General features: G+C 62.6%; 10 protein-coding genes. 5 read left to right on the top strand and 5 right to left on the bottom strand.

The genetic code is table 11. The annotated features are described in order from the left end of the window. Nucleotides 1–47 precede the first annotated feature (47 nt). The 4 genes from M2334_RS02615 to M2334_RS02600 all read right to left on the bottom strand — a co-directional run bounded on the left by M2334_RS02615 (nt 48) and on the right by M2334_RS02600 (nt 3968). A complete protein-coding gene (locus M2334_RS02615; protein ID WP_264604717.1) occupies nt 48–1154 on the bottom strand; it encodes an alpha/beta hydrolase in 1107 nt (368 codons plus the stop codon). A gap of 28 nt (nt 1155–1182) precedes the next feature. Then, nucleotides 1183–2856 (bottom strand): cation acetate symporter, encoded by a 1674-nt coding sequence (locus M2334_RS02610; RefSeq protein ID WP_413715173.1) that lies wholly within the window; start codon nt 2854–2856, stop codon nt 1183–1185. A gap of 29 nt (nt 2857–2885) precedes the next feature. Further along, nucleotides 2886–3203: a DUF485 domain-containing protein gene (locus M2334_RS02605; protein ID WP_181558521.1), complete on the bottom strand. Its 318-nt coding sequence runs from the start codon at nt 3201–3203 to the stop codon at nt 2886–2888. A gap of 327 nt (nt 3204–3530) precedes the next feature. Further along, on the bottom strand, nt 3531–3968 hold the full coding sequence (locus M2334_RS02600) for a DUF1810 domain-containing protein (protein ID WP_264579878.1): 438 nt from the start codon (nt 3966–3968) through the stop codon (nt 3531–3533). 174 nt (nt 3969–4142) lie between these two features. On the opposite strand from M2334_RS02600, the gene paoA reads away from it, so the two are divergent. Genes paoA through paoC form a run of 3 tightly spaced genes read left to right on the top strand, consistent with a single transcriptional unit; the run spans nt 4143 to nt 7931 of the window. Continuing rightward, complete coding sequence (paoA, locus tag M2334_RS02595; protein ID WP_264604716.1) at nt 4143–4778, top strand: aldehyde dehydrogenase iron-sulfur subunit PaoA; 636 nt, start codon at nt 4143–4145, stop codon at nt 4776–4778. Then, on the top strand, nt 4775–5725 hold the full coding sequence (locus M2334_RS02590) for an FAD binding domain-containing protein (RefSeq protein ID WP_264604715.1): 951 nt from the start codon (nt 4775–4777) through the stop codon (nt 5723–5725). The genes paoA and M2334_RS02590 overlap by 4 nt, the downstream gene beginning before the upstream one ends. 4 nt (nt 5726–5729) lie before the next feature. Further along, nucleotides 5730–7931, top strand: coding sequence for an aldehyde oxidoreductase molybdenum-binding subunit PaoC (gene paoC, locus M2334_RS02585; RefSeq protein WP_264604714.1), 2202 nt, complete (start codon nt 5730–5732; stop codon nt 7929–7931). Between the two features lie 251 nt (nt 7932–8182). Here the strand turns inward: paoC and M2334_RS02580 are convergent, their stop codons facing one another. Then, nucleotides 8183–8593 carry a BLUF domain-containing protein gene (locus tag M2334_RS02580; protein WP_264604713.1) on the bottom strand — a complete coding sequence of 137 codons (411 nt, stop codon included), beginning with the start codon at nt 8591–8593 and terminating at the stop codon, nt 8183–8185. A gap of 447 nt (nt 8594–9040) precedes the next feature. On the opposite strand from M2334_RS02580, the gene M2334_RS02575 reads away from it, so the two are divergent. Beyond that, the gene (locus M2334_RS02575; protein WP_264593776.1) at nt 9041–10111 is read left to right on the top strand and encodes an alpha/beta hydrolase; all 1071 of its coding nucleotides are present in this window, start codon (nt 9041–9043) and stop codon (nt 10109–10111) included. A 285-nt stretch (nt 10112–10396) separates the two neighbouring features. Then, nucleotides 10397–12931 (top strand): TonB-dependent receptor, encoded by a 2535-nt coding sequence (locus tag M2334_RS02570; protein ID WP_264604712.1) that lies wholly within the window; start codon nt 10397–10399, stop codon nt 12929–12931. Nucleotides 12932–12999 lie beyond the last annotated feature (68 nt).

Genomic DNA, 12999 nt, shown 5'->3' with positions numbered 1-12999 from the left:
CTCTCCGACCGGTAAGGGCCGGAAGACGCTGTAGATCAAGCTATAGCTTATTTCTCCGGCGTCGCCAGAGCGCGGCGCAGGGCCTCGATGCGGGCCTTGTTGAATTGCTTGGCCTGCGGCGAGTCCGGCGCCATGGCGTCAAAGCCGTGATAGGCGGAGGGCACGACGAGCAGCTCGGTCGGCACGCCGGCCTCGGTCAGGCGACGGGCATAGTCGATGTCTTCGCTCACGAAGAGATCGACACCGCCGACAGCGATGAACGCGGGCGGCAGACCCTTGAGCGAAGCAGCGCGTGCCGGCACGGCGGTGGCCGGCACCTTGTTCGTGCCCGGCTGCTGGCCGAGGAACGCCTTCCAGCCGAGCTGGTTCTGCTGCGCGTCCCAGCCGACTGTGGCGATGTGCGAAGGCACCTTCACCACGCCGCCGGTGCGATCATCCAGCATCGGGTAGATGAGCACCTGGAAAGCAACCGGGATTTCGCCGCGGTCGCGCGCGGTCAGCGCCAGCAGCGCCGCATGGCCACCACCGGCGCTCTCGCCCATCACGGCGATCCGCTTGGGATCGAGGCCGAGCTTGGCGGCATTGTCATGCATCCAGCGCAGGCCGGCATAATTGTCTTCGATGGACCCGGCATAGGTCGTTTCCGGCGCGAGGCGATATTCGACGGAGACGATGACCACGTTCAGTTCCTTGGCCAGCTCCTGCAGGCGACGCACATCGGTCGCGGCCGTGCCGAGAATGTAGCCGCCGCCATGGGTGTGCAGGATGCCGCCGCGCCAGGCGCCTTCCTGCGCGTTGATCACGTACAGCTTCACCTGCGGCGCGCCGGCCGCACCGGGGATCATCTGCTCGACGACCGGAACGTCGCGGTGATGCGGCGGCGGGGGCGGCCCCATATTGCCCGACTTGCGCGACGCGCGCACCGAGTCCTCGGTCATTTGCCCCATCAGCGTCGAATAATAGAGCGCCATGCGGGCGGCGCCGTGCAGTTCCGGCGCGACGGGCGCGAGCTTGGCTGCGTCCTCAGCGCTTAGCGAAGCCGCGGCGACGGTAGCGGGATCGGGCAGCGGCTGGGCGTTGGCCATGTGGGTCGGGCCGGTCGTGGCAAGCAGCGCCGCCACCAGCCAGGCCGAGGATCGGTTCAGAAACTTCATGAATGCGTCTCCTGTCGCATGAGTCAGATCAATGATCGCTGGCGCCGGCGGCGCCGATGCCGGTCTCCGACCGGATGCGCTGGGCGGTGTAGCCGGCCCGGTCCACCTGCGCCCGCGCGCTGCGGTCGAGCGTCGAGATCAGCCAGATGGTGAAGAAGGCCAGCGGCATCGACACCAATGTGGGCGAGGCGAGCGGGAAGATGGGGTGCGCGGCGCCAAGCTGGCCGACCCAGATCACCGGTGAGAGGATGGTCAGCGCCAGCGCAGTCAGCGTGCCGATGGCCGAGCCCCAGGCAACGCCGCGCGTCGTGCAATCCTTCCACAGGATGGAGAGCAAGAGGGCGGGGAAATTGCCCGAGGCGGCGACCGCGAAAGCAAGGCTCACCATGAACGCCACATTCTGCTTTTCAAACGCGATCCCCAACCCCACCGCGATCAGGGCCAGCACCAGCACGGTGATCCGCGACAGGCGCAGCTCGGTCGCCTGGTCGACATTGCCCTTGCGGATGACCGAGGCGTAGAGATCATGCGCGATCGTCGAGGCGCCGGAAAGGGTGAGCCCGGCCACCACTGCCAATATGGTGGCGAAGGCGACCGCCGAGACGAAGCCCATGAACACCTCGCCGCCCACCGCGTCCGCGAGATGGACGGCAGCCATGTTGCTGCCGCCACGTAGCCCGCCGCTCAAGGCATCGAGATAGGCCGGGTTGCTGCCGACGAACACGATCGCGCCAAAGCCGATGATGAAGGTGAGCACATAGAAATAGCCGATCCAGCCCGTCGCCCACAGCACGGAGGCGCGCGCGGTGCGGGCATCGCGCACCGTGAAGAAGCGCATGAGGATATGCGGCAGGCCAGCGGTGCCGAACATCAGCGCCATGCCGAGCGAAATCGCGGACAGCGGGTCCTTGATGAAGCCGCCGGGTGCGAGAATGCCCCGCGCGCTCGCCGCCGCGGCATCGGCGCTGGCGCCTGCGGCCAGCGCAATCGCCTGCTTGGCGGCGACGGCCTGCTCGAACAGCGTGTCCAGCGAGAAGCCGACGCGATACAGCACGGCGAGCGACATGAAGGTGGCGCAGCCGAGCAGCATGACTGCCTTGATGATCTGCACCCAGGTCGTTGCGATCATCCCGCCGAACAGCACATAGGCCGTAATCGCGAGGCCGATGATGCCGACCGCATAAGGATAGGGAATGCCGAACAGCAGCTGGATGAGCTGCCCCGCGCCGACCATCTGCGCGATCAGGTAAAAGAGCACGACGGTGAGCGAACTGAAGGCGGACGAAATCCGCACCGGCGTCTGCGCGAAGCGGAACGCGACGGCATCGACAAAAGTGTAGCGCCCGAGATTGCGCAGCCGCTCGGCGAGCAGGAACAGGATGATCGGCCAGCCGACCAGAAAGCCTGTGGAGTAGATCAGCCCATCATAGCCATCGGCATAAATCTGCGCGGAGATGCCGAGGAACGAGGCGGCGGACATATAGTCACCGGCGATGGCCAGACCGTTCTGCCGACCGCTGATGCCGCCGCCAGCCGTATAGAAATCGCTCGTCGTGCGCGTCCGCCGTGCAGCCCAGGCCGTGACGCCCAATGTGACGATGATGAACAGGCCGAAGGTGACCACGGCCGGCATGTTGGGGCCGGCATTGCCCGGCGTCGCCGCACGGGCGATCCCGGGCATCAACGCGCCGATGGTCACCATGAGGGCGAGCGCCGCCCAGCGCGAACCGCTCACAGGCGATGCTCCGCGCGCAGCGCATCCAGTTCGGCATCGAACCGGCGGTTGGCGATCCAGACATACAGGCCGGTCAGCGCGATGCCCGAGAGGATCACCGCCATGCCCAGCGGCACGCCAATGGTCGTCGTCATGCCCGGCAGCGGTTGGCCAAGAATGGTGCGCCCAAACGCGACCAGCAGGATGAAGCCGAAGAAGATCGCCATCATCACGCCGCTCAGAATCCAGCCGAGACGGCCACGGGCCTGGACGAGAGCCTGATAGTGCGGATCGCGACTGATGGCCGCAAGTTCATGATCGCCATCCAGATCCATCAGCCACTCCCCTCGCCCGCCACATTTATCTGCGACAGGCTATTGTCCATCGATTGCAAGTCAATCCCTCATCCGGCGGCTGGGGACTTTATCCGCATGGGTCGCCCAACTCTGCCCGGCCAGGTGTGCAGGATGGCCGGGCAGAGGGTTCGGGCGGCCCGAACTCGTAGGCCCGAAAGCAATTTTGCAATCGATTGCCATTCAATACACAGGAGGTTCGGCTGTGACAAGCGTGGGTTGAAATCGGCGGTGAGGCGAATTTTTATAGGAAGGTTTGCGATACGTTCGCCGGGCGATATGAGCCTCCGCTTCATCAACCGCCCCCTTTCAGGCTGATGAACCCATCTGCCCCAGAATTTCGACGGTGCGTTCGTCAGGGCTGTCAAACCAGCGCTCGATCGCGGCACGGAAAATCGGCCTGTCCTCAGCGCTGTTAAACAGCGTCAGTGATGACCTGAGCTTGATCGCGTCGATGGCGCCAAAGACCTGCTCAGCGCTGGAGCCATGCAGCTCCTGTAATGCGATGACGCATTCCTCATAGCGCGGGCCGAGGACCGGGTGCGCCAGATAGGCTTTGGCTTCGGCGCGCGAGCGGATCGCGAAGTGCTGCGCCGTGGGGCTGGTCCCCAGGCCCGCAATCTGCGGAAAGATGAACCACATCCAGTGCGTTCGTTTTGCACCGCTGCGGATTTCCGCCAGGGCCTGCGCGTAGCGTCCCTGCTGGGCGTCGACAAATCGGTTCAGATCGAATGGATCACTGGTCATCCCGCAACATTGGCAGTGGGAGCCTGTAAAGCCAACCTGTCCCGAGCGGTGCTGAACAGGCCGGGCAGTGCCGCGCCTGTCCGCCACTCACGATAATTTGGAAGCCAATTCGCAGCTGCTGCGTTCGACCAGCATGGGATTATCCAATCAGCAGGTGCGAAGGACGACGATGCCATGGATCGATCGGAGGAGTGGCATGTCTCTCGACGCGGCGCGCTGGTTGGCGGCTCGGCCACGGCGGCGACCATGAGCCTGAACAACGCCGATGCTCGGCAGCCCTTGCCGCAGCCCGCCCACGCGATGGTCGAGGTTACCCTGAGCGTAAATGGTCAGCCGCACAGGTTCAAAACCGATACGCGTACCACCTTGCTCGATGCGCTGCGCGAAGAGCTCAAACTCACCGGCACGAAGAAAGGCTGCGACCATGGCCAGTGCGGCGCCTGCACCGTGCTGGTCGATGGTGTCCGGATCAATAGCTGCCTGACGCTCGCGGTCATGCATGACGGCGACAAGGTCACCACCATCGAAGGGCTGGGCACGCCGGAACAGCTGCACTCCATGCAACGCGCCTTCGTGAAGCACGATGGCTATCAGTGCGGTTATTGCACGCCTGGCCAGATCTGCTCTGCGGTCGCCATGCTGGATGAGATCGCCGCCGGCGTACCGAGCCACGTCACCGATGATCTGTCGGCCAAGCCGCAACTCAGCAACGCGGAACTGCGCGAGCGGATGAGCGGCAATATCTGCCGCTGCGGCGCCTATTCCAACATTGCCGAGGCGATTGCGGAAGTCGCGGAGACCAAGGCATGAGGCCGTTCACTTATGAGCGCGCGACCTCGCCCGCTCAGGCCGCGACGGCCGTCTTGAGACAGCAGGGCGCCCGCTTCATTGCCGGCGGCACGAACCTGCTGGACCTCATGAAGCTGCAGATCGAAACCCCGACCCATCTGGTCGATGTCCAGGATCTGAAGCTCGATCAGATCACGCAAGAGACCGATGGCGGCCTGCGGATCGGCGCGCTCGTCACCAATACGGCGCTTGCGGCGGATCGGCGCGTGCGCAGCGATTATGCGGTCCTGAGCCGGGCCATTCTGGCCGGCGCGTCCGGGCAGCTCCGCAACAAGGCGACCACCGGCGGCAATCTGCTGCAGCGGACCCGCTGTCCCTATTTCTACGATACCAACCAACCCTGCAACAAACGTCAGCCCGGGACTGGCTGCGCGGCTATTGAGGGCGCCTCCCGCCAGCTGGCGGCGATTGGCGGCAGCGCTGCATGTATCGCGACAAACCCCAGCGACATGGCCGTTGCGATGCGGCTGCTGGATGCGCGCGTGGAGACGGTCGATGCACAGGGCAATGTCCGGTCGATCGACATTGCCGACTTTCACAAATTGCCCGGTGAGACGCCCCACGTGGAAACCGCGTTGGCGCCCGGCGAACTGATCACGGCCGTGCTGCTGCCCAAGCCGGTTGGCGGCCAGCATGTCTATCACAAGGTGCGTGACCGGGCCTCCTATGCCTTTGCGCTCGTATCGGTGGCGGCGATCCTCCAGCCGGATGGCACAGGCCGCGTTGCGGTGGGCGGGATTGCGCCCAAGCCCTGGCGCACGGACGCCGCGGATGCCGCGCTCCCGCAAGGGGCGGAGGCAGTGGCCCGGCACCTCCTCGCCGGCGCCGCGCCGACCAAGGACAATGCATTCAAGATCGAGCTGGTCGAGCGGACGCTCGCCGGCATCTTGCACGACGCGAAGGGTTGATGCCGTGAAGTTCGATGCCCCCGCCACCCAGAACCCGATCGACCAGCTCAAGGTCGTCGGCAAGTCCACCGATCGCATCGACGGGCCGCTCAAGACGACGGGGCGCGCACCCTATGCCTATGAGCGGCATGATGTCGCCGCGAACCAGGCCTATGGCTTCGTCGTCGGCGCGGCCATCGCCAAGGGGACGATCCGGTCGTTCGATCTGGTCGACGCCAAGGCCGCGCCTGGCGTGCTCTCGATCATCACCACGCTGGACCATAAGCCGCTGCCGCTCGGCGGCCAGAACACCGCCAATCTATTCGGCGGGGCGAAGATCCAGCATTATCATCAGGCGATCGCGCTGGTGGTCGCCGAGACGTTCGAGCAGGCCCGCGCGGCCGCGTCGCTGATTCAGGTCGATTATGTCCGGGAGGATGGCAAATTCGATCTCCAGCGTGAGGCGCCTCGGGCCGAGCCCGTTCCGGACGAGGACGAGACCAATAAAGCCGGCGATTTCGCAGCCAGCTACGCCAAGGCTGAGGTCAAGCTCGACCAGCGCTACAGCACGCCGGACGAGAGCCATGCGATGATGGAGCCGCACGCCACCATCGCCGCGTGGGAAGGCGACAGGCTCACCGTCTGGACGTCGAACCAGATGATTGCCTGGGGCAAGCGCGATCTGGCCAAGGCCCTGTCGCTCAAGCCCGAGCAGGTGCGGCTCGATTCCCCCTTTGTCGGGGGCGGCTTTGGCGGAAAATTGTTTCTCCGCTCCGATGTCGTTCTTGCGGCGCTGGGGGCCAAGACGGTCGGGCGGCCGGTGAAAGTCGCGCTCACGCGTCCGCTCATCATCAATAACACGACCCATCGGCCCGCGACGCTGCAGCATATCCGGATCGGCGCGAACAAGGATGGGCGCATTCTCGCGATCTCGCATGAGAGCATTTCGGGAAACCTGCCGGACGGCGAGCCGGAGACCGCCGTCCAGCAAACCAAGCTTTTCTACGCGGGGGAAAGCCGGGAAGTCGCCATGAAACTGGCGCAGCTCGATCTCCCGGAAGGCAATGCGATGCGCGCGCCTGGCGAAGCGCCGGGGCTGATGGCGCTGGAGATCGCCATGGATGAAATGGCCGAGAAGCTGGGGATGGACCCGGTGGAATTTCGTATCCTGAACGATACGCAGGTCGATCCGATGAAGCCCGAGCGTCCCTTTTCGGCGCGTCATTTCGTCGAGTGCCTCAGGACCGGCGCGGAGCGGTTCGGATGGTACAAGCGCAAGACGACCCCGGGGTCGGTGCGTGACGGTCGCTGGCTGATCGGCATGGGCGTGGCCGGCGGCTTTCGCAACAATCAGCTGACCAAATCCGCGGCACGGGTCCGGCTGTCGGGCGACGGTAAGGTCACCGTCGAGACCGATATGACCGATATCGGCACCGGCACCTACACGATCATCGCCCAAACCGCCGCCGAGATGATGGGCGTGGACCTGGGCGATGTCATCGTGAAATTGGGCGATTCTGATTTCCCCGCCGCAGCCGGCTCCGGCGGCCAATGGGGCGCTGCCAACTCGACGGCTGGCGTCTATGCCGCCTGCATCAAGATGCGCGACCAGGTGGCGGCGCGCTTGGGGCTGAACAATGCAGATGTGACGTTTACCGACGGCGAGGTCCGCTCGGGCGATCGCGCCGTCCCCTTGCGCGACGCGGCGCGCGATGGGGAGGTCGTCGCCGAGGATGGCATCGACTATGCCGACGACTTCGCCGACCGGGCGCAGCAATCCACCTTCGTTGGTCATTTCGTGGAGGTCGGGGTCGACGCCTTCACGGGCGAAACCCGCATCAGGCGAATGCTCGCTGTGTGCGATGCCGGTCGCATCCTCAATCCCAAGTCAGCGCGAAGCCAGGTGATCGGCGCCATGACCATGGGCGCAGGCGCGGCCCTGATGGAGGAACTCGTCGTCGACAAGCGGTTCGGCTTCTTCGTCAATCACGACCTCGCGGGTTACGAAGTACCGGTCCATGCCGATATCCCGCATCAGGACGTCATCTTTCTCGATACCACCGACCCCTGGTCCACGCCGATGAAGGCGAAAGGCGTTGGGGAACTTGGGATTTGCGGCGTGGGAGCCGCGGTCGCCAACGCCATCTACAATGCCACCGGCGTGCGGCTGCGGGATTATCCGATGACCTTGGACAAGCATCTCTCGCGCTTACCGAAGGCGGTTTAGGCTGGCGCCGACGAGGTTTTAGTGCGGTAGCGCAGGACTGCCTAAGATAAGGCGCGAGGAAGACATGTCGTGGAGGCCAAGCAATGGTTGCGAGGCATTCTGCTCTCATCGAGGCCGCGCTCTGCTCCAACTGAGGATTGGACGATGAGTGTCAATCGTCGGCGCCCAAGATGACTATTCGGGCTTCCTACGAGGAAACATGCGGGTGGTTCCTGAGCTTGGATCCGCTAATCACGAATGTTGGTGGTTTCTCAGGCCGGCTGACTTTGGGATTTAGCGAAACCGCTGAAATAGGCTTTCAGATTTGCGTCGGTGACAGGTTCAAGCAAGCTTGCCACCTGCTCTTCAAGGGTCGAGCCCTCGTTGACGTCGCCACCCCGCTGAAATCCCATCTCCCAACGCGCGAACGACCGTGCCGCGATTGCCTTGTTATTCAGTTGGACCACAGCATAGTGACGCTGATCCTTTGAAATGCGGGAGAACGTCGAATTGACCGCGTCTTCAGGGCCTTCGAGAACCTGAAGGAAGCGCCGATTCCCTACCACGAGTAAGCCCGTTACATCAGCGAGCCGGTTATTCCGTCGGGACGCAACCAAAATGTCCTCAAGCTCCGCATCCGAAAGCGTTCGACGGACAGTGCTGATATATAAAATGCGATGCATGGCAGGCTCCTTAGCGACCGGGCTAGGGATGCGATGTTAATCAAATACTTCCAGCGCGGTGAGCCGAGTGGAGACCCCATGATCGGCGGCGATTTAAATGGTGAAAATCCGTGCTCCGCTGGGTCGCACGCTGACGCTGATTGAAGTCCGCGGTGCCCAAATCAGGGTCATTCACCGCGCATGTTGGCTATGTGGGACTGGGCCGAGTTCGGGTATGAGGCGACCTTAGCTCCTGACCAAGAGGAATTACACTCGCCAAGCTTCTGACCAGCGCCGCAGGCCGGCCACGTGACCGCGCGAAGGGCGTCAAGGCAAGCATTGCTTGACCGATAAAACATGTAAACATATGTTTAAAGTGATCCCGCAACGCTGCGTCGTACCAGCCCAAGATGCAGAGAGCTGGCCGTGACAACCGCTCCTGGCCTGACGATCAGAGAGGATACAGATATGAAGATGCGATTGTTGGGTGGTCTTGGCCTTGTCACTGCCTCGGTGGCTGCCGGCGCCGCGCCCGCCGCTCCATCGATCGCAAGCCAGGCCGAAGCCCCCAACACCCAGGTTCGGGTGGAGCGACGGTTGGTGCACTCGCAAGCCATTGCCGGCAATCTTCTCAGAACCTCCGCCGAGCGCGAGGTCTTTGTCGTTCTTCCCCCGAGTTATGGCCGCGACATCAAGCGGCGATACCCCGTGGTTTACGCCCTGCACGGCTTCTCCATCGACGCGGCGAGCTGGATGCAGAAACTCGATGCGGCCAGGCGGATCGCTGCAGCTTTTGCTGCGGGGGTGCCGGAGGTCATTGTCGTGTTCCCCGATGGGAGCAATGAGTATGGCGGGTCCTTCTATGGCAGTTCCATCGTCACCGGCGACTTCGAGACATTCGTTGCGGACGAATTGCCTGCCTATATCGACCGGGAGTTCCGCTCGATTCCAGAGGCGGCCGCGCGTGGCTTGATGGGGCATTCCATGGGCGGCTACGGCGTCGCGCGCATTGGCATGAAGCGCCCAGGGCGGTTTGGCGTTCTCTACATGATGTCGCCCTGTTGCCTGAGCGCTCTCGGAACGCAGGGATTGACCGCAAAAGAAGTGAGGGAGATCAACGATCTTGCATCCCCTCAGGCAGCCCGGGGGCTTCCGTTCAAATATGCAGGGCCACTTGCGACAGCGGCGGCCTTCTCGCCCAATCCGGCGAAGCCGCCGCTCTTTGTCGATCTGCCGATTACGGAACAGGGCGAGTCGCGCGAGGCGATCATGGCCAAGCGCGCAGCCAATGCCCCGCTCAGTTTCATCGACCAGTACGTCTCTGCTCTCAGGACCTATCGCGCCATTGGCATCGACGTCGGCGATCAGGACACGATCGTCACCGCAGCAACCGAGCTCCATAAAAACCTAGATAACTATGCTATAAGCAATCAACTGGACATTTATCCGGGCGATCACAGCAGTAAAGTTCCGGAAAGACTGCAAAAAGAAGTCCTCCCATTCTTCGGAAAACATCTGAAAATTGTCGTAGATCGATAAACATATACATGAACTCTCTCAGCGAGATCATACATGTAGACAAGACATATCTGTAGTTGATCACTTATTTTATCGCCCGACTCATCACAGTCCTGTCTCATTTTTACAAAATAGATACATCGCACCTCCGCCAAATTCCTCTGGAGTTCGCCGATTATTAGGATTGCAGCTGCCGAAAATGCGCGCTAGATCGCTAACCGGAAAAATATCCGGAAATATGGCGAGCATCGCGAGAGGCGACGAGAGGGTCTCCATTTCGCTAGAATTCGCCCGAGGGAGACTGAGATGAAAAACCTGGAATTGGCAACCATAAGCTCGGCAGCGCTGGTTCTCGCTTTGTTAGCAGGGCCGGCAAGCGCACAGGTTGGATCGGCATCGGCGGCCCCGCAAGCGACGCCACAGGACAGCCGGGCAGGCGGCCTTGAGGACATCGTGGTTACCGCCACGCGCCAGTCGACGAATTTGCAGGATACGCCGATCGCCATCACCGCGGTCACGGCCGAGGCGATCGAGCAGAAGGGCATTACCAGCGTCGGCGAACTGACCGCTGTGGTTCCCAACACGCAATTCCGGAAGTCTCAGGGTGCATTCGGGCCCGGTATCGACGCGACGATCCGGGGGATCGGCAATCGGGACACGAGCCTCGCCAGCGAGCCTGTCGTCGCTTTCTATCTCGACGACGTCTATTTCCCGACGCTGCTCGGGTCGAACTTCGATCTTCTGGATATCGAGCATATCGAGGTGCTTCGGGGTCCGCAGGGCACCCTGTTTGGGCGGAATTCGCTCGCCGGCGCCGTCAACATCATCAGCAAGCAGCCATCCACCAGCGATGTTTATGGGCGTATTCAGATCACGGCGGGATCCTATGACCGCATGGACTTCCGCGGCTCGCTGAATCTGCCGTTGAACGAGCAGCTCGCCCTCTCCGTTTCCGCGCTCTCGAAGAAGCGGACCGGCTATCAGAAGATCCTCGATTTCACCTGCGAGATGCGCGCGCGCGGCACGCCTGCGCTGTCGGGCTCCTTGCCTTATGCCTCGACCCTCAACATGCCGACCGCCGGGTTCACGCCCAAGGATTGCGTCGTCGGCCATCAGGGCGGCGAAGATGTGCAGGCCTACCGGGGGTCCTTGCTCTGGAAGCCGTCCGAGGATCTGCGGTTCACGGTGACGGGCGACTATATCCGCGATACGAGCGAGAATAACGCCGATAGCATCGTCGGGATCATCAACAACCGGGTATCCGGGACGGTCGTGTCCGCCGCCAACACCTTGGGTCTGGCCTATGACACGCGCTTCCTGACGGGCGATCCCTATAGCACCTATGCCAGCTTCAGCGATCCCATCGCCGCAGGCACGGTCATCCCGGGCAACACATTCTATAATGGTTTGCGGATCAATGGTGTGGCCGTGCGCGGCGGCGCCAGCTTTTCGCCGTTCATCGACCTCAAGAACTGGGGCGTCTCAGCCAAGATGAGCTGGGACATCAATCCCGACATCAATTTCCTCGCGGTGGTCGCCCATCGTGAGATGGTCGAGACCCATTCCTATGACGATGATGGCTCGCCGCTCAATGTGGTGTTGCGGTCCAATACCTTCTCGGAGGAATATTGGACGGCCGAAGCGCGCCTGTCCGGCCAGTCATCGTTCATCGACTGGGTCGTGGGCGGCTTCTACTTCACGGCCGATGGCTCGCAGCACGCCGCCTTCATCTCGCCCCAGAGCTCGTTCCAGCGGCTGATCGATTCTGAGTTCAACCCGACGAGCAAGGCGGTCTTCGCCAACGCCACGATCCGGCCATTTGGTGAAGCGCTCAGCTTCGTGGGCGGCCTGCGCTATTCGGACGACAAGAAGGTCGTTGACTTCTATAACGTCCTCGACACCTCGCCCAGCGCCAGCGACACGGTCTTTTACGTCGTTCCGCAGCAGACGCGGTTCGACTGGAAGGCCGGCGTCAATTATCAGCTGGCGTCCAACGCGCTCATCTATGTGTCCGCTGCGACCGGCAACTCGCTTCCCGGCTTCGATCCGCGCCCGCAACAGCCCTCGCAGATCGCGCAATATGATGGCAATGACGACATCGCCTACGAAATCGGCGCCAAGCTCGATCTCTTCGATCGTCGGGTGCGCCTGAATCTCGCGGCCTTCTATACCGACTTCAAGAACCGCCCGACTTCGATTTCAGGATCCGAGGCCCTGCTGGACGCAAATGGTCAGCCCGTGCCCGGAAATCGCGCGCTCGTCCCACTCGCGGGAGGCCCTGCGGGGTCGACCACCTGCGGTGCGGTCGTGGCGGCAGGCACCGGCATTACCTGCCTCGGACGGACCTACTATCGCAATCAGGCTGCAAAAATCCGCGGCTTTGAAGCCGAGTATACCATCAATCCTGTCGATGGCCTGCTCATCAATGGCTCGGTGGGGTACACCAAGCTGACGGCGCCGGACATTCGGGAGCGCGCAGTCAACCGGCGGCAGAATTCGCCGTTCTGGACGGCGAATGCGGGCGTGCAGTACACGGCGGAGCTTCCGTCACTGGCCGGATCGATCACGCCCCGGGTGGACTGGATCTATGAATCGAGCCAGGTGGTGTCCGGCACGTCGACCACCTTTGATAACCTTATGCCGGCGCGTTCGGTCTTCAATGCCCGCCTGACCTACGACAACGACGAATATGACTTCTCGATCGCCGTTGGAGCCACGAACCTGTTCGACAAGGTTTATTATTATAACGTGTTCGACTCCCAGGCGTTGGGCGCGGCCTACACCAACGCGCAGCCGGCGGCGCCGCGCCAGTTCTACCTGACTGTGGAGAAGAGCTTCTAATAATGCGCTGAGCCGAGCATTCGGCTTACCCCAAAGCGACACAGGGCTGTCGGCAGGCGCCGGCGGCC

The organism is Sphingobium sp. B11D3D, assembly GCF_025961755.1.
Taxonomy (GTDB): Bacteria; Pseudomonadota; Alphaproteobacteria; order Sphingomonadales; family Sphingomonadaceae; genus Sphingobium.
This window is presented reverse-complemented; position numbering and strand designations above follow the sequence as displayed.

What these genes read in the sequence shown, in the direction of transcription:
- M2334_RS02600 (WP_264579878.1), bottom strand. Translation starts at nt 3,968, where the DNA reads ATGACCAGTGATCCATTCGATCTGAACCGATTTGTCGACGCCCAGCAG.
- M2334_RS02570 (WP_264604712.1), top strand. Translation starts at nt 10,397, where the DNA reads ATGAAAAACCTGGAATTGGCAACCATAAGCTCGGCAGCGCTGGTTCTC.
- M2334_RS02615 (WP_264604717.1), bottom strand. Translation starts at nt 1,154, where the DNA reads ATGAAGTTTCTGAACCGATCCTCGGCCTGGCTGGTGGCGGCGCTGCTT.
- M2334_RS02575 (WP_264593776.1), top strand. Translation starts at nt 9,041, where the DNA reads ATGAAGATGCGATTGTTGGGTGGTCTTGGCCTTGTCACTGCCTCGGTG.
- M2334_RS02590 (WP_264604715.1), top strand. Translation starts at nt 4,775, where the DNA reads ATGAGGCCGTTCACTTATGAGCGCGCGACCTCGCCCGCTCAGGCCGCG.
- paoA (WP_264604716.1), top strand. Translation starts at nt 4,143, where the DNA reads ATGGATCGATCGGAGGAGTGGCATGTCTCTCGACGCGGCGCGCTGGTT.
- M2334_RS02610 (WP_413715173.1), bottom strand. Translation starts at nt 2,856, where the DNA reads ATGGTGACCATCGGCGCGTTGATGCCCGGGATCGCCCGTGCGGCGACG.
- M2334_RS02580 (WP_264604713.1), bottom strand. Translation starts at nt 8,593, where the DNA reads ATGCATCGCATTTTATATATCAGCACTGTCCGTCGAACGCTTTCGGAT.
- M2334_RS02605 (WP_181558521.1), bottom strand. Translation starts at nt 3,203, where the DNA reads ATGGATCTGGATGGCGATCATGAACTTGCGGCCATCAGTCGCGATCCG.